The sequence below is a fragment of the Gordonia sp. NPDC003504 genome, from assembly GCF_053587995.1.
This window is the reverse complement of the sequence record NZ_JBSFPC010000009.1, coordinates 55,353-73,827: the sequence shown is the minus strand read 5'-3', so window position 1 is coordinate 73,827 and position 18,475 is coordinate 55,353. Positions and strand designations below refer to the sequence as shown.

The following is an 18,475-nucleotide window of genomic DNA, read 5'->3' as shown; positions in this document are numbered from 1 at the left end:
GATGGCCTTGCGTGAGCTCCGTCGAAGCTACGAGCCGTGTCCGCCGGGCCGAGGTTGTCGAGATCGAGGTCGAGGCCCAACCCGTCGGTCGAGCCGCACCACACGTTGGTCGAGCCGGGCGGAGCGCTAGCGAAGCCCGTGTCGAGACCTCGCAAGGAAAGGCCGGAACTTCCCACCGCCACAACGTTTCTGTGGCAGTGCGGCCCGGCCAGTACCGGTGGGCGGGCTGCTTCAGGAGGTGTCGAGCCGGTAGTGAAGCCGGGCTGCCAGGACACGTTCGATCCGGCTGTTACGAGGGTTCATGCCGATGGCGGCCAGTTCCTCAAGCTCACGTTCACGGTCGGCGTCGCTGGTACGGATGCCGCCATCACGGATGCGGCGCTCGCGGGGCTGTCCTTCGCTGGTCGTGTCGCGGACACGAATCCGGGTACGCGAGGCACGATCCATCCCGGCAGCGGCAGCAGGGTCGTCGGGATCGTCGGTGATCGGAACACCGTCCCCGTCGAAGATGACCAGGTCGATCTCCCCGGTGTCGGTGACACCAGGTTCGTCAGAGTGCTCGTCGCCTATGGCGCCGGGCCTGTCCTGCTGGTCGGGTGGTTGAGGCTCGACCGGATCGAATTGGTCTGCGCCCGAACCATATTCGTCGACGGCTGGGTCGGGCCGGTCAGTGACGCCGGACTCATGATCGGCGTCTTGGTCGACGCTGTCTGCGATGTCGATGCTGTCGTCGATGCTCGAGGAGTCGGCAGCCGGAGCCGGATAGTCACTCGAGACACCACGATCGGACGAGATTTCGGCGTCCACGAACGGCGACGCGGTGTCCTCGTCGTCGGGATCGGCCGGTTCGTCGATGTCGGTATGGACCGACTCGGCCTCATCCTCCGCGTCAGCGACGTCGGCTTCGATGTCAGCAGTTTCGGCATCGACGGTGTCGGCGTCAACCGCGTCGGTGTCTGCGGGTTCGGTTGCGCCGGCACCACAATCGGCGACGATGTCGCCGTGGATCTGTTCGCGGATCTGGTCGAGTTTCTCCTCGTACAGGGCGGTGATGTCGGGGTGGTCGTTGACGATCTTCGGGTTTGCCGGCATGCCGGGTTCGGCGTTGAGTTGCCACCAGCACCGTCCGGCGAGCGGCCCGTCTTCGTAGATGCCGGTGGTGTACTGGCCGGGTTTCGGGCCGACCATCCGGTTGTGCGGCCCACACGCCGGCGCCAAATCGCTGATGTCGGTTTTCCCGCCATCAGCCCAGTCCTCTTTGGCGTGATGCATTTCCGAACGCGACGCGGGTTGCCCACACCCGGGGAACGAGCACACTTCACCGCCGGTGCGGGAGAACGACGCGATCCGCTGCTCGGTCGACGCCAGGCGTCGGGACCGCCCGAGATACAGGGGCAGGTCGATGGCGTCGGAGAACACCGCCAGGAACTGCTGCACATCGGTGGGATCTTCGATGTCTCCCAACGCACTCAGCAAATCAGGAATGGGAATCGTCGAACCAGATGCCGTGGTGGCATATCCGGCCCCGGCCAGCAGATCCGTCACGGACGCTTTCGCGATCAACGCCACGGGCAGGCCTCGATGCGTTTTGCCGAGGACGCCTTCTTTCATCGCCGACACCAACAACATGTGCATCGCATCAAGATTGCGTTGCGCCTGAGAACGGTCGTCACGTTTGACCGCCGCAGCCAACACGTCGGGGTCGGCGTCACCGATCGCACCGGTCGGCGATTCCGGATCGCTGAGACTATTCATCCCGGGTTTGGCCCAGGCGTCGAGCATGGTGTCCCACAGAGCCCGGGTGACCGGCGGGAGATGCCCGTTGAGTTTCGCCATCCCATCGACCCGGGACTGGTTGATCCACAGGTTGCGACGCTGTTGGCGTTCTTTCTCCTCCACCAACTGTCCATCGGGATCGAGGTGCGCCAGGATCCGGGCACCCATCTTGGTGATGTCGGCTGGAATGTGTTCGGTGGCTTTCTCACCCAGGGTTTCTTCGGCGGCGACCTTCTTGTCATGCGGAACGGCGCCCGGGATCTTGTCCAGGGCTTCCAACGCCGCCGAGAGGTGGGTGTGGCCGATCAGGCCCTGCTCATATGCTTTGGACAGGGTGGGGAACTTCGGTTCCTCCGGTTGTCCGGTCAGCCCGTGGAATCGGGCGGTGGCTTTCATGTGCGCGATGCGCATGGTGGGTTGCGCGATCCGCAGATCGAAGTTCAGAAAGTTCGACAGGCTGACTTTGCCGACCTTGCGGTGCACACTGCGATCCGAGATTTCCAGGATCGCCCGATCACCTTGGAAGTGGGTGCGGGTCGCGATCTGTTCGGACAGTTTCGCCGCCTCGATGACTTCGGTGTCCGAGCAGGCGGTCATCGGAGTCTGGGCCAACTCGTCCAAGATCTCGGAGAGTTGGTGCATCAGTTGCAGTGGTCGTGACATGGGACTGTCGGTGGTGTCTGTCATGCTGATGTCACCTCCCCCGAGAATGCCGTGTAGCGTATCTGTTCTATTATAACCCCACTTAAACACGAATCGCAAGTGTTTTCTATACACAGGTTGTGCAAAGGTGAGTGTGTTTGGGGTGGTTGGGTTTTCAGCGTCGGCTTGCGAGGTCTCGACACAGTCCTCCGCTAGCGCTCCGGACCGGCTCGACCAACGAAAAGGGGTGCTCGACCGGCGGAATGGGGCTGCTCGACCGGGCCGGAATGAGGGGTGCTCGACCGGCGGGATCGGCTCTCGACTGGCGGGATCGGCTCTCGACCGTCCCGACGGTCGGCACCTGTACGCAGTCGACGTGACGACCGTTCGCGCACTGAGCAGCCAGGTACACACCTACAACATCAACGGCCCGGTGGTCGCGCTGACGACAGTGTCGGAGTGAGAGACGACTACAAACCCTCGGCATTCGGTGGCAGCCATCGAAAGAACTTGTCGCGCAGCCCGTCCCGAATGGCTTGCGTCGGTGCTATCACGTCGCCGCCACCGTCATAGGGGTGATAGAGCCACTCCGCACCCGTCGAGGTGATGACGACGTCTCCGGCACGGTCGTCGGCAACCAACCTCAACAGCGCACGCAACCGCGGGGACCCCAGCGTGGACGTTCCGATGTAGATGTGCTGCCACCATTGGTGATCCGTGTCGTCGTCCACGAGCAGTGAGCGCCAGTACGCGGATTCACCGAATGCCGCGACAAGCCGGGTGGAACGGCCGGCGGGTTCCGGCGACGACGACCATCCGCTTGTCATGACACGGAGATCCTGCGGCGATGTTGCTGTCACCGAACACAATTCGGACAGCACTGCCCGGTGCCGGGAGAACACCGTGCGACGCTCGGCGTCGTTGCGCGGGAACCGTTTGGCGCCCGGCAGCGTGTGGAACCGCACCCAGGTGTCCCCAACCCGGTATCGAAGCAGATACCTGATCGGCTCCAGGTCTCCTCGTCTCGAACGCCACATGTCGTCGAAGTCGGCCACGACACCGCCGATGTTCTGCGCCCTTGCCGTTGATCGACGCGCGACGGCGTCAGCTCGGGATGTCGAGGCCGAGGTCGAGTGCGATCACCGAGTGGGTGAGCCCACCGACCGCCAGATAGTCGACGCCGGTACGGGCATAGTCGGCGGCCTGATCGAGCGTCAGGCCTCCTGACGACTCCAGCTTCGTCTGCGGTGACCGGTTGTTACGACGCGACACCGCCATCTGGGTCGCCCACAACTCGAAGTTGTCCAACAGCACCAACTGCGGCTCGAATGCGAGCACCTCGTCGAGTTGGTCGAGCGAATCGACCTCGACCTCCACCGGCAGATCCGGGGCGGCCGATCGCACGGCGGCCAGCGCCGCACTCACCGATCCCGCGGCGGCGACGTGATTGTCCTTGATGAGGGCGGCATCGCCGAGACCCATCCGGTGGTTGACTCCCCCGCCTGCGCGCACCGCGTACTTCTGCAGATAACGCAAGCCGGGCAGTGTCTTTCGCGAGTCGCGAACCCTGGCGGCGGTTCCGGCGATGGCGTCGACCCAGTGGGCGGTCGCGGTGGCGATACCGGACAGGTGACACGCCAGATTCAGTGCCGTGCGCTCTGCGGTCAGCAACGGTGCGGTGGGCGCACGAACGGCAAGGACGGTGTCGCCGGGCGCGACCCGAGTGCCATCGGCCACCTGCGCGGTGACCTCGTAGGCACCGAACCCGATGACCTCGTCGAGTACCGCCACCACCACCGGTAGGCCTGCCACCACGCCGTGGGCGCGACTGACGACCGCGGCGTCGGTCACCGCATCGGCGGGGACCGTCGCCGCGGTGGTGACGTCCGGGCCGTAGCGCAGGTCCTCGTCGAGCGCCGTGCGGATCAGTGCACGGACCTCGTCGGTGATGGCGAGGTCGAGGTTGTCGTCGGCGACGAGTTGGCCGACGAATCCCTGCGACGATGAACTATTTTGCGACACAGCCCTATTCACCCGAACCGGGATGACCGATGGCGATCATCCGCTCGACGCTGCGACGAGCGCGCTCGGCGACGTCGTCGGCGACGAACACCTCGTCGCGACCCTCACGCAGCGCGCGCAGCAGCGCGGCCGGCGTGATCATCTTCATGTACGGGCACGATGCGCGATCGTTGACCGCCTGGAAGTCGATACCCGGGGCCGCCTTGCGCAACTGGTGCAGCATGCCGATCTCTGTCGCGACGAGAACCTGCTTGGCGCCGGTCTCGCGGGCGGCGTCGATCATTCCGCCGGTGGAGAGGATCTTGACGCGGTCATCGGGCACCGCACCCTCACCGGCCAGATAGAGAGCCGAAGTGGCACAACCACATTCGGGGTGGATGAACAGATCGGCATCGGGATGGGCGGCCGCCTGCTCGGTGAGCTCGTCGCCGTTGATGCCGGCGTGGACGTGACATTCGCCGGCCCAGATGTGGATGTTGTCGCGGCCGGTCTCGCGCTTAACGTGTGCGCCGAGGAACTGATCCGGCAGGAATAGGACGTCACGGTCGGGGTCGATGGAGGCGACGACGTCGACGGCGTTGGACGAGGTGCAGCAGATGTCGGTGAGTCCCTTCACCTCTGCGGTGGTGTTCACATAGGACACCACGACGGCGTCGGGGAACTCGTCCTTCCACTCGCGCAGTTCGTCGGCGGTGATCGAGTCGGCGAGCGAGCACCCGGCGCGGGCGTCGGGAATCAGAACCCGCTTGTCGGGGCTCAGGATCTTGGCGGTCTCGGCCATGAAGTGCACCCCACAGAAGACGATCTCGTCGGAGTCGACCTCGGCCGCGATGCGTGAGAGAGCGAGGGAGTCACCGACGTGGTCGGCGACGTCCTGGATCGCCGGCAGTTCGTAGTTGTGCGCCAGCAGGGTCGCGTTGCGCGCGCGTGCGAGGCGACGGATCTCCTCTGCCCACTCCGGGGTCGGCTCGACACCCGAGTAGCCACCGGGGCCGTCGACCCATTGCGCATCGATGAGACCCGGTGCGTCTATCAGGGTCGCGTCAGTCACCGCGGCGCGGTCGCTGGTGATGCTCATCTGCCACTCCATCTCCCTGCCGCCGGGCGGCGGCGTGGTCTCGGCGCGGTCTGCGCCTCGAGCCGGTTTTCGACTAGTGATCGAAAACCTGGTGATGATCGTAACACCGGCACGCGCGCGGACATTCCGGCCCGATGCCGCCGCGCCGCTTCACGGTGACGAAGCGCCCGAACAGCGACAACACGAGGTCTTGGCGAGCGCTGTCAACGTGGCGCACGGCGCTGCCAACGTCGTGGCGAGCGCCGTCAGTGCCGTGGCGAGCGCTCTTAACGTCGTGGCGAGCGCCGTCAGTGCCAGCGAGAGCGCCGTCAGTGCCGTGGCGAGCGCTGTCAACGTCGTGGCGAGCGCCGTCAGTGCCGTGGCGAGCGCTCTTAACGTCGTGGCGAGCGCCGTCAGTGCCAGCGAGAGCGCTGTCAGTGCCGTGGCGAGCGCTGTCAACGTCGTGGCGAGCGCTGTCAGTGCCGTGGCGAGCGCTGTCAGTGCCGTGGCGGGATCCGGCTGGTCGCGCGGGTGCGAACGCGGGGTCGAGTAGTTCCAAGCGCATTCCAAGTAGTCCACTACGCGTTTGCGCGATCGTTTCGCTCCGTAGCGTTCATAACGCACCGCAGTAGCAGAAGAAACCCCCGCTCACCTGCCCCAGGAGACATGATCATCATGACCGCTTCGCGCAATGCCAACACCTCCGACGGCCCGAGTCATCGACAGATCCCGACCGCGGTTCCGCCGCGCCCGGTCCTCGGTGTCCGCCGCGCGTACTCGACGCCGTTGCAGGCGATGCGCCGTCGTCAGGAGGCCCTCGACCGCCTCGCCGCCCGTCGGCCTGGGTCAGCCGCCGATCTGATGGCGCCACCGGCGGCATTGCGGGCGGTCCCCAGTGAGCCGACGTCCCCGCAGTACACCCCGGTCCCGTTGACCACACGGGAGGTCGAGGTGCTGCGCACCTGGCTGCTCGTGGACTCGAAGTCGGAGGCCGCCACCCAGTTGATGATCTCGGTGGGCACCGTCAACACCCACCTCGCCCGCATCCGCGTCAAGTACGCCGAAGCCGGCCGCACCGCACGCACCAAGGCGTCGCTCGTCGCACGGGCCATCCAGGACGGACTCGTGGTCCTCGACGACCTCTGACCTACTATCGAGCGCATGTCGCTGCGGGTCGAGGTGCTCTCTGTCGTCTTCCAGGTGCGCCCGATCTCCCCCGGTGGCCAGCCCGACCTGTTTGTCCTGCTGTGGCGGACCGACGAGAATTCACCGTGGTCGCTGCCGGGCGGTGACGTTGCCGGTGCCGCCGAAACCCTGTCGGCCAGCGCTCGTCGCTTTCTCACCGAGAACCTCGACGTCACCACGGTCGCGCACCTCGAGCAGTTGTCGGTGTTCTCCGATCCCGGGCGGGTCCCCGAGGTGCGGACGATCGCGTCGACCTATCTGGGTCTGGTGCCGACCGACGCGGCAACCCGGCTCCCGCCGACGGCCGCGTGGCACCGGGTCGACACTCTTGCCGAGCAGTCCCTGGCCTACGACCACGCCGCCATCATCGACGCAGGCCGGCACCGCCTGGCGGCCAAGCTGTCCTACACCAACATCGCATTCGCGTTGGCGCCCTCGGGGTTTCCGATGTCGGAACTCTCCGAGATCTACGGCGCCGCACTCGGGTATCGCGTCGACACCACAAACCTGCTGCGCATCCTGAGCCGCCGCGGTGTGGTGGTGGCCACCGGAACGTTGGGCCGCACTGGCCGCTCCGGAGGTCGCCCGCCGGCGCTCTACGCATTCGCCGACACGCAGTTGCGCGTCACCGACGAGTTCGCGACCCTCAAACCACCGATGTGATCGCATCGTCGGACTGCTCGATCCGGCCGTCGCCGACCCCGAGGTCACCGCGTCGGCTCACGATGGCGGCCAGTAGGTACACCACTGTCGCGGTGAGCGGCGCACAGATCAGCAGAATCCAAGGGCCACTGGGTGATCCGCGGGTCACGCCGTCGAGCCAGAGCTGTGGGACGGCGGTGAACACGTCCCCGACTCCGAACGAATCCGGATTCGGGAAGCGTCGCGCGGCGAAAGCCGAACCGACGACACCGGCCAGCGCGCCACCGAAGACCGTCGACGCCAGCATCGCGGCGTAACCGGGCAGGCCGCGCCAGCCCGACGCGACGAACCACGTCACGATCGCGGCGACGACACCGAAGCCGAACATCACGAACGCGAATGTCGCGACCCCGGCGATGCTGTCGACCATGAACACCTGGGTGCGGCCCTTCACCGCGGAGGCCCCGGGTGTGGCGATCGCCCACACGGCACCCGCGATGACGCCGAACAGCACGACGACCCCGACGGCGGCCAGCAGGGTCGCAGGTGTTCGATGCCGGATGCGCGGGCGCGTCTCGATCGCGGGCGCGACGGTTGCAGCGCCGGCCACCTCGCTCACCGGCGTCCCAACTCACTGGAGTCGACCGTGCCGTGGCGCGAACACCGCGCATCCCAGCCGTCGGGACGGACCTGCACCGCCATCCGCCGACCGCACTGGCCACAGAACCGTGGCGGTTCCAGGCCGAGGCGTGCCGCGGTCGGCACCGCGTCGGGCGCCTGGATCTCCAGTTCGATGCCGGTGTAGACGCCGTAGCGATGCGGCTCGTCGAGCGGACCGGGAATGTCGGTCGCCGCCGCGGCGGCACTCATCGTGGTTGCTCTCATCTCACCAGGTAATCAGATGCTGTCGTTGAGTGCCTTGATCGGCATCGACAAATCGCTGAGCAGGTCCAGATCGTCCTCGGCAGGACGACCGAGCGTGGTCAGGTAATTGCCGACGATCACGGCGTTGATACCGCCGAGGATGCCCTGCTTGGCGCCGAGGTCGCCGAGGGTGATCTCGCGACCGCCGGCGAAACGCAGGATGGTGCGCGGCAATGCCAGACGGAACGCCGCGACCGACTTGAGCGCCTCGGCGGCCGGCAACACGTCGAGGTCACCGAACGGGGTACCCGGCCGCGGGTTGAGGAAGTTCAGCGGCACCTCGTCGGGATCGAGCGAGGCGAGGTCGGCGGCGAACTCGGCACGCTGCTCGAGGGTTTCCCCCATACCGAGGATGCCGCCGCAGCAGACCTCCATGCCGGCGTCGCGCACCATCCGCAGGGTGTCCCAACGCTCTTCCCAGGTGTGGGTGGTGACGACGTTCGGGAAGTGGCTGCGCGCGGTCTCCAGGTTGTGGTTGTAGCGGTGCACGCCCATGTCGCGGAGTTGGTCGACCTGCTCCTGGGTCAACATGCCCAGGCTGCAGGCGATCTGGATGTCGACCTCGTTGCGGATCGCCTCGATGCCCGCGGCGACCTGGCTCAGCAGCCGCTTGTCCGGGCCGCGGACCGCGGCGACGATGCAGAACTCGGTGGCGCCGGTCTTCGCCGTCTGCTTGGCCGCCTCGACCAGCGACGGGATGTCAATCCAGGCGCTGCGCACCGGCGAGGCGAACAACCCCGACTGTGAGCAGAAGTGGCAATCCTCCGGGCAGCCACCGGTTTTCAGCGAGATGATGCCCTCGACCTCGACCTCGGGGCCGCACCAGCGCATCCGCACGTCGTGCGCGAGCTGCAATAGTTCGGTGAGGCGGTCGTCACCCAACCGGAGCACGGTGAGCACCTGCTCCCGGGTCAGGCCCTCGCCGCGTTCGAGGACCTGTTCGCGGGCGACGGTGAGGATGTCGGCGGTGTCGGCGTCGACGGTGGCGGGGGCTATCGGGGCCTGGGTCATCAGAAGATTCCTTCGAGGTGGCTGTCGTCGGTCAGGGTGGTCTGCGGGGAAGTCGCTTGGGTGCGGATCGCGGTGATCCAATCGGCGTCGACCCAGGTGGGTGCCGCGGAGCGGAATGCCTCACCCGACATCGCGCCGGCGCCCTCGGGCAGGACGCCGACGACCGGTACACCGGTCAGGCGCGGGAGGTCGTGTCGATTGCAGCGCATCGCGAGATCGGGAGCGGCGGGCCAGGATCCGATGACGAGGCCGGCGACGTCGACGCCGGCCGCGCGGACGGCCGCCACGGTCAGCTCGGCGTGGTTGAGCGCTCCGAGTCCCGGTTGGGTGACGACGAGGACCGACGAACCAAGAGCGCGTGCCACGTCGAGGATCGTGAACCCGGGGGCGAGTCGCACCAGTACACCGCCGGCGCCCTCGATGAGGGTGAGCCGATGGTTGCCGACGACGTCGGCCACCCCGGGCACCACGTCGTTGATGTCGAGTTGCGGTAATCCGGCGCGGTGCGCGGCGGTTTCCGGGGCGAGCGGATCCGGAAACCGCGCCCCCTCCCACGTCGGCAGGTCGCCCGCGAGGGCGGTGATCCTCGCCAGATCGCCCGGCTCGTCGGGTCCGACACCGGTCTGCGCGGGTTTGCAGACGGCGACGTCGGTGCCGGCGGCGTCGAGGGTCGCGGCGAGTGCCGCGGTGACGATGGTCTTGCCGACGTCGGTGGAGGTGCCGGTGATCACCAGGCTCCGGCCGGCGACCGGCCGGGTGGGCTTCCACCACGGATCGAGGGTCATCGCGCACCCACCTCGTGCAGCGCCGCGCGCACCACGTCGGCGGCGTGGTCGATGTCGGCGTCGTCGAGATCGGCGCGCAGGGTCAGCCGCAAGCGGGAGGTACCCGGCGGCACCGACGGCGGTCGGAAGCACCCCACCAGCACCCCGGCGTTCCGGCAGGCGGCGGCCGCGGCGACCGCGGGCTGCGGGTCACCGATGATGATCGAGAGGACCGCCGAGGTCTCTACCGCGCCGTCCGGGCCGATGGGCAATGCCACGTCGAGAAGGTCGGCCATGCGAATCATGTTGTGGCGCAGCTGCTGCGGCATATCCGGTTGCGCCCGCAGGATGTGCAGTGCGGCGTGGGCCGCGCCGACGGCGGCGGGGTTGAGACCGGTATCGAAGATGAAGGTGCGGGCGCGGTCGGTCAGGTGATCACGCAACACCGCCGGCCCGAGCACCACACCACCCTGTGCGCCCAGGGACTTCGACGCGACGGCCGTGGCGACGAGGTCGGGTGCGCCGGACAGGCCGACCTCGGCGATCACTCCCCGACCGCCCGGGCCGCGCACACCGAGGCCGTGAGCCTCGTCGACGAGCAGTGCGGCACCGAATTCACGTGCAGCGGTGTACAACTCGGACACCGGGGCGGCGGCGCCGTCGACGCTGTAGATCGAGTCGGTGACGACGAGGGCACGCTCTTCGGCACGGTCGGCCAGTGCCGCACGCACAGCCGCGACGTCACCGCGGCCGACCACCGCGACCCGTGCCCGCGACAGTCGGCAGCCGTCGATGAGCGAGGCGTGGGTTCCGGTGTCGGAGACGATGAGATCGCCGCGTCCGACGAGGGCGGTGATCGCCCCAACGTTGGCGAGGTAGCCGGACGAGAACATCAGCGCGGCAGGGAATCCGAGGAAGTCGGCGATCTCGTGCTCGAAGTCGACGTGCGCCGCGGTGGTGCCGACGACCAGTCGCGACGCGGTCGAGCCGGCGCCCCATTGCGTTACCGCGGACCGTGCGGCATCGATCACGTGCGGATGCGTCGAGAGCCCGAGATAGTCGTTGGAGGCGAGGTTGAGCAGGCCCGCGCCGGCGGTCCGCACGATCGGTTCGCGGTGCAGCCCGGCCTCTTTCGTGGCACGGGCGGCGTTGTGCAGCCAGGACAGGGCGACCGATTCGCCGGTGGCGGCGGTCGTGGTGGGGTTCAGCGTCGTCACGGGTGACCTCCGGCGGGTACGGCGAGACTGGCGTCGACGGCGGCCCGCATGCCGCGGGTGATCACCTCGACGTCGTCGGCGGTGCAGATGAAGGGCGGCATCGCGTAGATCAGGTTGCGGAACGGGCGTAGCCAGGCCCCGGCGTTCACGGCCGCCGTCGTCGCCGCGGCCAGGTCGACGGGGTGGTCGAGTTCGACGACGCCGATCGCGCCGCGCACGCGCACGTCGGCGACGCCGGTGATTCCACGCAGCGGTTCCAGGCCGGTACGCAGGCTGTCGCCGATGCGCGCGACGTCGACGCGCCACGCGCCGGCGAGCAGCAGTTCGGTGGAGGCCACCGCGATGGCGCAGGCGAGCGGATTGGCCATGAAGGTCGGGCCGTGGGCCAGTCCCCCGGCCTCACCGGCGCTGATGACCGCGGCGAGTTCGTCGGTGCACAGGGCCGCTGCCAAGGTGAGGTATCCGCCGGTCAGCGCCTTGCCGACGCACATGATGTCGGGCACGACCCCGGCATGGTCGGCGGCGAACATCTCCCCGGTGCGCCCGAAACCGGTGGCGATCTCGTCGAAGATCAGCAGGACATCGTGATCGTCACAGATGCGGCGCAGGTCGGCGAGGTATCCGGGGTCGTGGAAACGCATTCCGCCGGCGCCCTGCACGACCGGTTCGACGATGATCGCGGCGAGCTCGTCACGGTGGGCGCGTACCGTCTCCGCGACGGCGGCCACATACGCGGCATCGTGCTCGGCCGGTGGCGCGGGAACGAAAAGTTGTTGTGCGAGAACGTCAGTCCACATCGAGTGCATGCCGCCGTCGGGGTCGCAGACGCTCATCGGCGCGAAGGTGTCACCGTGGTATCCGCCGCGCCAGGTGAGCAGTTTCGTGCGCCCCGGTTCACCGCGGCCACGCCAGAACTGCAGGGCCATCTTGATGGCGACCTCCACCGACACCGACCCGGAATCGCAGAAGAAGACCTTCTGCAGCCCACTGGGGGTGATGTCGACGAGCAGTTGTGCCAGACGAGCGGCGGGTTCGTGGGTGAGGCCGCCGAACATCACGTGTGACATCGAGTCGAGTTGTCGGCGCGCGGCGTCGTCGAGGACCGGATGGCGGTACCCGTGGATCGCGGCCCACCAGGAGCTCATGCCGTCGACGACGCTGCGACCGTCGGCGAGATGCAGGTGAACGCCGTCGGCGGCACGCACCACGAGCGGCTCCGAGGCGGCCGGGATGGCCCCGTAGGGATGCCAGATGTGCTGCGCATCGATGCGACTGATGCTTGCCTGGTCCACGGTGGAGTTCCTCTGGTGACGGGTGCTGGACGCGGTGTGATGGGCGACACCGCTCGACTGCCTGAACACTGTACAGGACTTTTCCTGGACGGTGTACAGGCCGCCGTGGGCCCGCTTCGACGCGCCCTCTACCCTGTGCCTGTGAGCAACTCCCGCGCCGACATCCTCGCCGCCGCCCGTGACGTGCTCATCCACCACAGCCTGGCGGATCTGACGATGCGCCGCCTCGCCTCGGAGGTCGGCGTCCGACCCAACGCGCTGTACTGGCACTTCCCCAACAAGCAGACGCTCCTGGCCGCGCTGGCCGACGATCTGTTGTCGGAGGTTGCCCGCCCCGATCCGGCGCAGCCGTGGGACCAGCGCCTGCGGGCCCTGGCCGTCGGAATGCGCGCGGCCCTCCTGCGCGTGCCCGACAGCGCCGAGGTGGTCTCCTCGAGCTGGGCCAGCGGCCTGTCCGACCGCGCGGTCGCCGACGACATCGCGGCCGCGGCCGCCGGCGGCGACCTGCACGAACGAGATGCACGCGCGGTCGCCACCGCCATCTGCCAGCTCGTCATCGGCTTGACCATCGAGGAACAGACCCGCGCCCAGATGGAACGGCTCGGCGTCACCGGCCCGTCCGGCCGCGATTTCGACACCGAGTTCGGCGACGGCCTCGAGGTGATCCTCGACGGCGCGCGCCGCCGATCCGGAGCGCAGGTGCCCGCGGACCGCTAGCGTCGAGAGGCGACACCGTCTCGACGAAAGCCGTTCCGCCCACCGTGGCTCGCACCACCCCTGCTCACCGCACCGATCTCGATGGCCTCCGGGGCATCGCGATCGCCCTTGTTGCGGTGTTCCACATCTGGTTCGGCCGGGTGTCCGGCGGTGTCGACGTCTTCCTGACCCTGTCGGGCTACTTCTTCGTGGGCTCCCTGCTGCGCCATGCCATCGACGCACAACAACCCCACGTCTCGATCGGCGCCGCGGTCAACCCGTGGCCACGGCTGGTGCGCCTGGGGCGGCGGTTGCTCCCGGCGTTGGCGACGGTGCTCCTCGCCGTCCTCGTCCTGACGATCGTGGTCCTCCCGCAGACCCGGTGGAACGCGATCGGGCAGGAACTGACCGCGAGTGCGCTCTATTACCAGAACTGGTATCTCGCCCTGAACTCCCAGGACTATCTCGCGGCGAGCTCGGCGAACAGTCCGCTGCAACACATCTGGTCGATGTCGGTGCAGGGCCAGTTCTTCCTGGCGACCCTGCTCGTCGCGCTGGCCTACACCGGCGCGATCGGTCTCGGTGCGCGCCTGTTCGCATCGCCGGCACGACCGGCGACAATTCGGGCGATCGCGGGCGTCGCCGTGCTCACGATGGCGGTCGTGTCGTTCTGGTGGGCGACGGTGCGGATGGACGTCAATCAGCAGTGGAACTACTTCGACACCCTCTCGAGGCTGTGGGAGCCGCTGGCCGGCGGACTGTTGGCGGTGTGGATGCCGACCTGGCGGGTCTCGCGATGGCTGCGGACCGTCGCCGCGACCGCCGCGCTCACACTGATCCTGACCTGCGGGTGGTGGATCGACGGCGTCGCCTCCTACCCCGGCCCGTGGGCACTCGTTCCGGTCGGCTCGACACTGGTGATCATCTGGGCGGGTACCGCGCAGCGCCCACCACGCGGACGGCACGCCCGCGTGGACGACTCACCGCCCCTCCTCAACCGGGTGCTCGCCTCACCCTGGCCGGTGTGGCTGGGCGCCATCGCCTACTCGCTGTACCTGTGGCATTGGCCGCTGCTGATCTTCTATCTCTCGTGGCGCGGCACCGATCACGCGTCGATCCTCGCCGGCGCCGCCGTGCTGACCGCCTCGGTGATGCTGGCGTGGCTGACCAAGCGATACATCGAGGATCCACTGCGTGAAGGTCCACTGCGGAACGAACGACCGGGGCACGGTGACCCGTCGCGTCGCGCCACCCCCGCGCGACGTCGCCCTCTCGGCTACGCCCCGGTGCTGGCGACGGTCCTGGTGATCCTCACCGTCGCCGGCGGAGTCGGCGTGCGCCTGTGGTCGCAGCACGTCGCCGCCGTCCACGTCGACACCGCCGATCTCGACCCACGGCTGTATCCGGGAGCCCGGGCCCTGCTCGACGGCGTTCCGGTGCCGGCCGTCGAGCCGCAACCCAGCCCGCTGGAGGTCATCGAGGACTTTCCGGCGACCTCGACCGACGGCGTCATGAGCGATTTCGAGGATCCACGTATCCATGTGGGGGTATACGGCGATCCCACCGCCTCGCGGACCATCGCACTGGCCGGTGGATCGCACGCGGAGATGTGGATCACCGCCCTGGATCTGCTGGGGTCACGGCACCACTTCAAAGTCACGACGTACCTGAAGATGGGATGCCCTCTGTCGACGGAGCGGACACCCCGACTGCAGAACGGGGTGCCCTACCCGCAGTGCCGCGACTGGTCGCGGCGCGTGGTCGACCGGATCGTCGCCGACCGCCCGGACGCGGTGGTCACCACATCGACCAGGCCGCGTGTGGGCGCCCCCGGCGACGTTATGCCGTCCACCTACTCACCGGTGTTCGAGCGTTTCACCGACGCCGGCATCGAGGTGATCGGAATCCGCGACACCCCTTGGCCGCACGGCCCCGACGGTGCTATCGACACCCCGACCTGTCTGTCCGACGGCGGGACCGCCGACACGTGTGGGACCGACCGTGCCGAGGCACTCGACCGGATTGACCCGGCGGCGGGATACGCCCAGCGCAACCGCCGTTTTCACGCCCTCGACCTCTCCGACGGACTGTGCGACGCGAACCGGTGTCCCGCGATCGTCGGCAACATCATCGTCTACAAGGACTGGCATCATCTCAGCGCCACATACGTCCGCAGCCTCACCGACGGTCTGGGCCGCCAGTTGGGCCGCGTTCTGCCCTGGACGACCGATCACGATCCCTGATCGCGCAACTCGGGACTCCCGATTGGGACGGGTATCACGTACGCCCGGACGCAGACCGTTCCGAGATGAACGCCGACACCATCGCGACTACTGTCGTGGAATGAACTCACCGAAGGTGGAGACGTCCGCACCATCCACCGGCGATGACCAGGCAGCGACGACCGGGCAGGCCGCCGCAGCCGAGGATCCCACGGGCGACGCGCTCGACGCCGAGCAGGTCACCCCGCCGACCGAGGACGAGACCCCGACCGAATCGACCCGGCCCGAGTCGGAATCCGCCCCGGAAGAAACCGCCGCACCAGCAGAAACCGCGGTCCCGGACGCCGAACCCGCCTCCGCACCATCCCCCGAACCCGCCGCCGTCATCACAGACAGCCCGACGACGGCCGCACCGCTGAGCACCAGCACCGCACCCCATCCGACCGAGAGTCCGGTCAAGGCATCGGAGCAGGCCGAGCCGCTGGTCGCCCCCGAACCCGATCCGATCGACGTCTGGCCGGGGCAGGCCTACCCGCTCGGCGCCACCTACGACGGGGTCGGCACCAATTTCTCGTTGTTCTCCGAGATCGCGACGGCGGTCGACCTGTGTCTCATCGACCGCGACGGCAACGAGCGCCGCATCCGACTCGAGGAGGTCGACGGGTACTGCTGGCATTGCTACCTGCCCAACGTCGGCCCCGGCCAGTTCTACGGATACCGGGTACACGGTCCCTACGATCCGGCCAACGGCATGCGGTGCGATCCGAGCAAATTGCTGCTCGACCCGTACGGCAAGGCTTTTCACGGCGAGTTCGACGGTGACGCATCGCTGTTCTCCTATCCGTTGCCCGGCACCGACCCCTCGACGACCGAGGAGATCCCCGTCTACGACCCCGGAACACCGGAGTCGGTGGACGCCGATCAGCCACCCGCCTCCGACGAGGCCGCGGAGGTCGGGGGACCGTTGAGCGTGGGCGACGAGGCGGACGTCGCGACTTCCGCAGGAGACGACGCGGGCGACGCCCCGGCCGAGACGCTGAGCACCACTGGCGACGACACCGATTCGGCTGCAACGGAAGTCGACGACCCGGCGGTCGACGGCAACACCGATGACGCGACAGACGACGACACCACCGCCGACGAGGTGACCGCGCCCGACGTGGTGATCGAGACGGTGGATCCACCGGTGGCACACGAGGAGATCGTCGAACCCGAGCCCGCCATCCCGCCGACGCCGGAATACCACGACCCCGAGCCGAGTCCATCGATGCCGCAACTCGATTCGCTCGGTCACACGATGCTGTCGGTGGTCATCAACCCGTTCTTCGACTGGCAGAACGATCGCGCGCCACGCCTGCCCTACCATCAGACCGTCATCTACGAAGCCCACGTCAAGGGGATGACGGCGACCCATCCGGGCATCCCGGAGAACCTCCGCGGCACCTACGCGGGCCTGTCACATCCGGTGATCATCGACCATCTCAAGTCGCTGGGTGTCACCGCCATCGAACTGATGCCGGTCCATCAGTTCATGCAGGACTTCGTGCTGCTCGATCAGGGGCTGCGAAACTACTGGGGGTACAACACCTTCGGGTTCTTCGCCCCGCATGCCGACTACGCCTCGAATCACGCACAGCCGGGCAGCGCGGTGACCGAGTTCAAGGCGATGGTACGGGCGTTCCACAAAGCCGGCATCGAGGTGATCCTCGACGTGGTGTACAACCACACCGCCGAAGGCAACCACCTCGGCCCCACCATCGCATTCCGCGGGATCGACAACGCCGCCTACTACCGCCTCGTCGACGGCAACGCCGAGATGTACATGGACTACACCGGAACCGGCAACAGCCTCAACGGACGTCATCCGCATACCCTGCAGCTGATCATGGACTCGCTGCGATACTGGGTGCTGGAGATGCACGTCGACGGTTTCCGCTTCGACCTGGCGTCGACACTGGCCCGAGAACTGCACGACGTCGACCGCCTGTCGGCGTTCTTCGATCTCGTGCAGCAGGATCCGGTGGTCAGTCAGGTCAAGCTCATCGCCGAGCCGTGGGACGTCGGGGAGGGCGGCTATCAGGTCGGCAACTTCCCACCGCTGTGGACCGAGTGGAACGGCAAGTACCGTGACACCGTCCGCGACTACTGGCGGGGTGAGCCGGCCACCCTGGGCGAGTTCGCCTCCCGCCTGACCGGATCATCGGATCTGTACGAGGCCACCGGACGCCGACCACTGGCCAGCATCAACTTCGTCATCGCCCACGACGGCTTCACGCTGCGGGACCTGGTGTCATACAACGAGAAACACAATGAGGCCAACGGTGAGGGCAATCGCGACGGAGAGAGCCACAACCGATCCTGGAACTGTGGTGTGGAGGGACCCACCGACGATCCGGAAATCCTCGAGTTGCGCGCCCGGCAGCAACGCAACATCCTGGCCACCCTGTTCCTGTCGCAGGGCACGCCGATGCTCGCCCACGGCGACGAGATCGGCCGAACCCAGTTGGGCAACAACAACGTCTACTGCCAGGACAGTGAATTGTCGTGGATGGACTGGAGTCTCGCGGAGGAGAACGCGGACCTGCTCGAATTCACCCGGCGGGCGATCGCGTTGCGGACGGCCCATCCGGTGTTCCGGCGCCGCCGGTTCTTCGCCGGCAAACCCATCCGCTGGGGTCATCAGTCGCTCGACATCGCTTGGCTGACGCCGTCGGGTCAGGAGATGACCACCGCCGACTGGGACAGCGGATTCGGCAAGAGTCTCGCAGTCTTCCTCAACGGCAACGGGATTGCAGAGAAGGACGAGCGGGGTGAGCGGATCCTCGATGACCACTTCGTGATCTGCCTCAACGCCCACTACGAGGACATCGAGTTCACCCTGCCTTCGATCCTGCGCCCCGGCTGGCACGGCGTACTCAACACCGCCAGCCCGACCGGCGTGTCGGATCTGGAGTCGGTCGGCGGCGGAAGCAGGTTCGCGGTGCGTGCCCGATCACTCGTCGTCCTGCGAAACAAACGCTGATCG

The 18,475-nt window shown here is 67.6% G+C and carries 16 protein-coding genes; 5 read left to right on the top strand and 11 right to left on the bottom strand.

The features are described 5' to 3' along the window. Positions 1–231: 231 nt before the first annotated feature. The 5 genes from ACWDPV_RS16890 to ACWDPV_RS16870 all read right to left on the bottom strand — a co-directional run bounded on the left by ACWDPV_RS16890 (position 232) and on the right by ACWDPV_RS16870 (position 6,076). Positions 232–2,463 (bottom strand): HNH endonuclease signature motif containing protein, encoded by a 2,232-nt coding sequence (locus tag ACWDPV_RS16890; RefSeq protein WP_348804031.1) that lies wholly within the window; start codon positions 2,461–2,463, stop codon positions 232–234. Positions 2,464–2,888: 425 nt separating this feature from the next. Next, positions 2,889–3,455 (bottom strand): DUF3885 domain-containing protein, encoded by a 567-nt coding sequence (locus ACWDPV_RS16885; protein ID WP_449744017.1) that lies wholly within the window; start codon positions 3,453–3,455, stop codon positions 2,889–2,891. Between the two features lie 67 nt (positions 3,456–3,522). Beyond that, positions 3,523–4,440 carry a carboxylating nicotinate-nucleotide diphosphorylase gene (gene nadC, locus ACWDPV_RS16880; protein ID WP_449743935.1) on the bottom strand — a complete coding sequence of 306 codons (918 nt, stop codon included), beginning with the start codon at positions 4,438–4,440 and terminating at the stop codon, positions 3,523–3,525. Between the two features lie 4 nt (positions 4,441–4,444). Further along, complete coding sequence (nadA, locus tag ACWDPV_RS16875) at positions 4,445–5,518, bottom strand: quinolinate synthase NadA (RefSeq protein ID WP_449743934.1); 1,074 nt, start codon at positions 5,516–5,518, stop codon at positions 4,445–4,447. Positions 5,519–5,668: 150 nt separating this feature from the next. Further along, on the bottom strand, positions 5,669–6,076 hold the full coding sequence (locus tag ACWDPV_RS16870; RefSeq protein WP_449743933.1) for a hypothetical protein: 408 nt from the start codon (positions 6,074–6,076) through the stop codon (positions 5,669–5,671). 96 nt (positions 6,077–6,172) lie between these two features. On the opposite strand from ACWDPV_RS16870, the gene ACWDPV_RS16865 reads away from it, so the two are divergent. Together ACWDPV_RS16865 and ACWDPV_RS16860 are read left to right on the top strand one after the other, a co-directional pair. Continuing rightward, the gene (locus ACWDPV_RS16865; RefSeq protein WP_449743932.1) at positions 6,173–6,643 is read left to right on the top strand and encodes a LuxR C-terminal-related transcriptional regulator; all 471 of its coding nucleotides are present in this window, start codon (positions 6,173–6,175) and stop codon (positions 6,641–6,643) included. A 15-nt stretch (positions 6,644–6,658) separates the two neighbouring features. Next, positions 6,659–7,345: an NrtR DNA-binding winged helix domain-containing protein gene (locus ACWDPV_RS16860; protein ID WP_449743931.1), complete on the top strand. Its 687-nt coding sequence runs from the start codon at positions 6,659–6,661 to the stop codon at positions 7,343–7,345. Here the strand turns inward: ACWDPV_RS16860 and ACWDPV_RS16855 are convergent. Genes ACWDPV_RS16855 through ACWDPV_RS16830 form a run of 6 tightly spaced genes read right to left on the bottom strand, consistent with a single transcriptional unit; the run spans position 7,329 to position 12,532 of the window. Beyond that, positions 7,329–7,943, bottom strand: coding sequence for a DUF2567 domain-containing protein (locus ACWDPV_RS16855; protein WP_449743930.1), 615 nt, complete (start codon positions 7,941–7,943; stop codon positions 7,329–7,331). The genes ACWDPV_RS16860 and ACWDPV_RS16855 overlap by 17 nt on opposite strands. Then, positions 7,940–8,209 carry a biotin synthase auxiliary protein BsaP gene (bsaP, locus tag ACWDPV_RS16850; RefSeq protein WP_449743929.1) on the bottom strand — a complete coding sequence of 90 codons (270 nt, stop codon included), beginning with the start codon at positions 8,207–8,209 and terminating at the stop codon, positions 7,940–7,942. Before bsaP ends, ACWDPV_RS16855 begins: the two co-directional genes overlap by 4 nt. Positions 8,210–8,221: 12 nt before the next feature. Continuing rightward, a complete protein-coding gene (gene bioB, locus ACWDPV_RS16845; protein ID WP_449743928.1) occupies positions 8,222–9,259 on the bottom strand; it encodes a biotin synthase BioB in 1,038 nt (345 codons plus the stop codon). Further along, positions 9,259–10,044 carry a dethiobiotin synthase gene (gene bioD / locus ACWDPV_RS16840; protein WP_449743927.1) on the bottom strand — a complete coding sequence of 262 codons (786 nt, stop codon included), beginning with the start codon at positions 10,042–10,044 and terminating at the stop codon, positions 9,259–9,261. The genes bioB and bioD overlap by 1 nt, the downstream gene beginning before the upstream one ends. Next, complete coding sequence (locus tag ACWDPV_RS16835) at positions 10,041–11,240, bottom strand: 8-amino-7-oxononanoate synthase (protein ID WP_449743926.1); 1,200 nt, start codon at positions 11,238–11,240, stop codon at positions 10,041–10,043. Before ACWDPV_RS16835 ends, bioD begins: the two co-directional genes overlap by 4 nt. Further along, positions 11,237–12,532: an adenosylmethionine--8-amino-7-oxononanoate transaminase gene (locus ACWDPV_RS16830; protein WP_449743925.1), complete on the bottom strand. Its 1,296-nt coding sequence runs from the start codon at positions 12,530–12,532 to the stop codon at positions 11,237–11,239. Before ACWDPV_RS16830 ends, ACWDPV_RS16835 begins: the two co-directional genes overlap by 4 nt. 141 nt (positions 12,533–12,673) lie before the next feature. Between ACWDPV_RS16830 and ACWDPV_RS16825 the strand changes: the two genes are divergently transcribed. The 3 genes from ACWDPV_RS16825 (at position 12,674) to glgX (ending at position 18,472) form a co-directional block, all read left to right on the top strand. Then, positions 12,674–13,249: a TetR/AcrR family transcriptional regulator gene (locus tag ACWDPV_RS16825; RefSeq protein WP_348804044.1), complete on the top strand. Its 576-nt coding sequence runs from the start codon at positions 12,674–12,676 to the stop codon at positions 13,247–13,249. 44 nt (positions 13,250–13,293) lie between these two features. Further along, positions 13,294–15,471, top strand: a complete 2,178-nt coding sequence (locus ACWDPV_RS16820) for an acyltransferase family protein (RefSeq protein ID WP_449743924.1) — start codon at positions 13,294–13,296, stop codon at positions 15,469–15,471. A gap of 100 nt (positions 15,472–15,571) precedes the next feature. Then, positions 15,572–18,472: a glycogen debranching protein GlgX gene (glgX, locus tag ACWDPV_RS16815; protein WP_449743923.1), complete on the top strand. Its 2,901-nt coding sequence runs from the start codon at positions 15,572–15,574 to the stop codon at positions 18,470–18,472. Positions 18,473–18,475: the final 3 nt, after the last annotated feature.

Excerpts from the sequence above, each read along its gene's own strand:
- ACWDPV_RS16890 (WP_348804031.1), bottom strand. The coding sequence starts at position 2,463 with ATGACAGACACCACCGACAGTCCCATGTCACGACCACTGCAACTGATG.
- ACWDPV_RS16885 (WP_449744017.1), bottom strand. The coding sequence starts at position 3,455 with ATGTGGCGTTCGAGACGAGGAGACCTGGAGCCGATCAGGTATCTGCTT.
- nadA (WP_449743934.1), bottom strand. The coding sequence starts at position 5,518 with ATGAGCATCACCAGCGACCGCGCCGCGGTGACTGACGCGACCCTGATA.
- ACWDPV_RS16865 (WP_449743932.1), top strand. The coding sequence starts at position 6,173 with ATGACCGCTTCGCGCAATGCCAACACCTCCGACGGCCCGAGTCATCGA.
- ACWDPV_RS16860 (WP_449743931.1), top strand. The coding sequence starts at position 6,659 with ATGTCGCTGCGGGTCGAGGTGCTCTCTGTCGTCTTCCAGGTGCGCCCG.
- bsaP (WP_449743929.1), bottom strand. The coding sequence starts at position 8,209 with ATGAGAGCAACCACGATGAGTGCCGCCGCGGCGGCGACCGACATTCCC.
- bioB (WP_449743928.1), bottom strand. The coding sequence starts at position 9,259 with ATGACCCAGGCCCCGATAGCCCCCGCCACCGTCGACGCCGACACCGCC.
- bioD (WP_449743927.1), bottom strand. The coding sequence starts at position 10,044 with ATGACCCTCGATCCGTGGTGGAAGCCCACCCGGCCGGTCGCCGGCCGG.
- glgX (WP_449743923.1), top strand. The coding sequence starts at position 15,572 with ATGAACTCACCGAAGGTGGAGACGTCCGCACCATCCACCGGCGATGAC.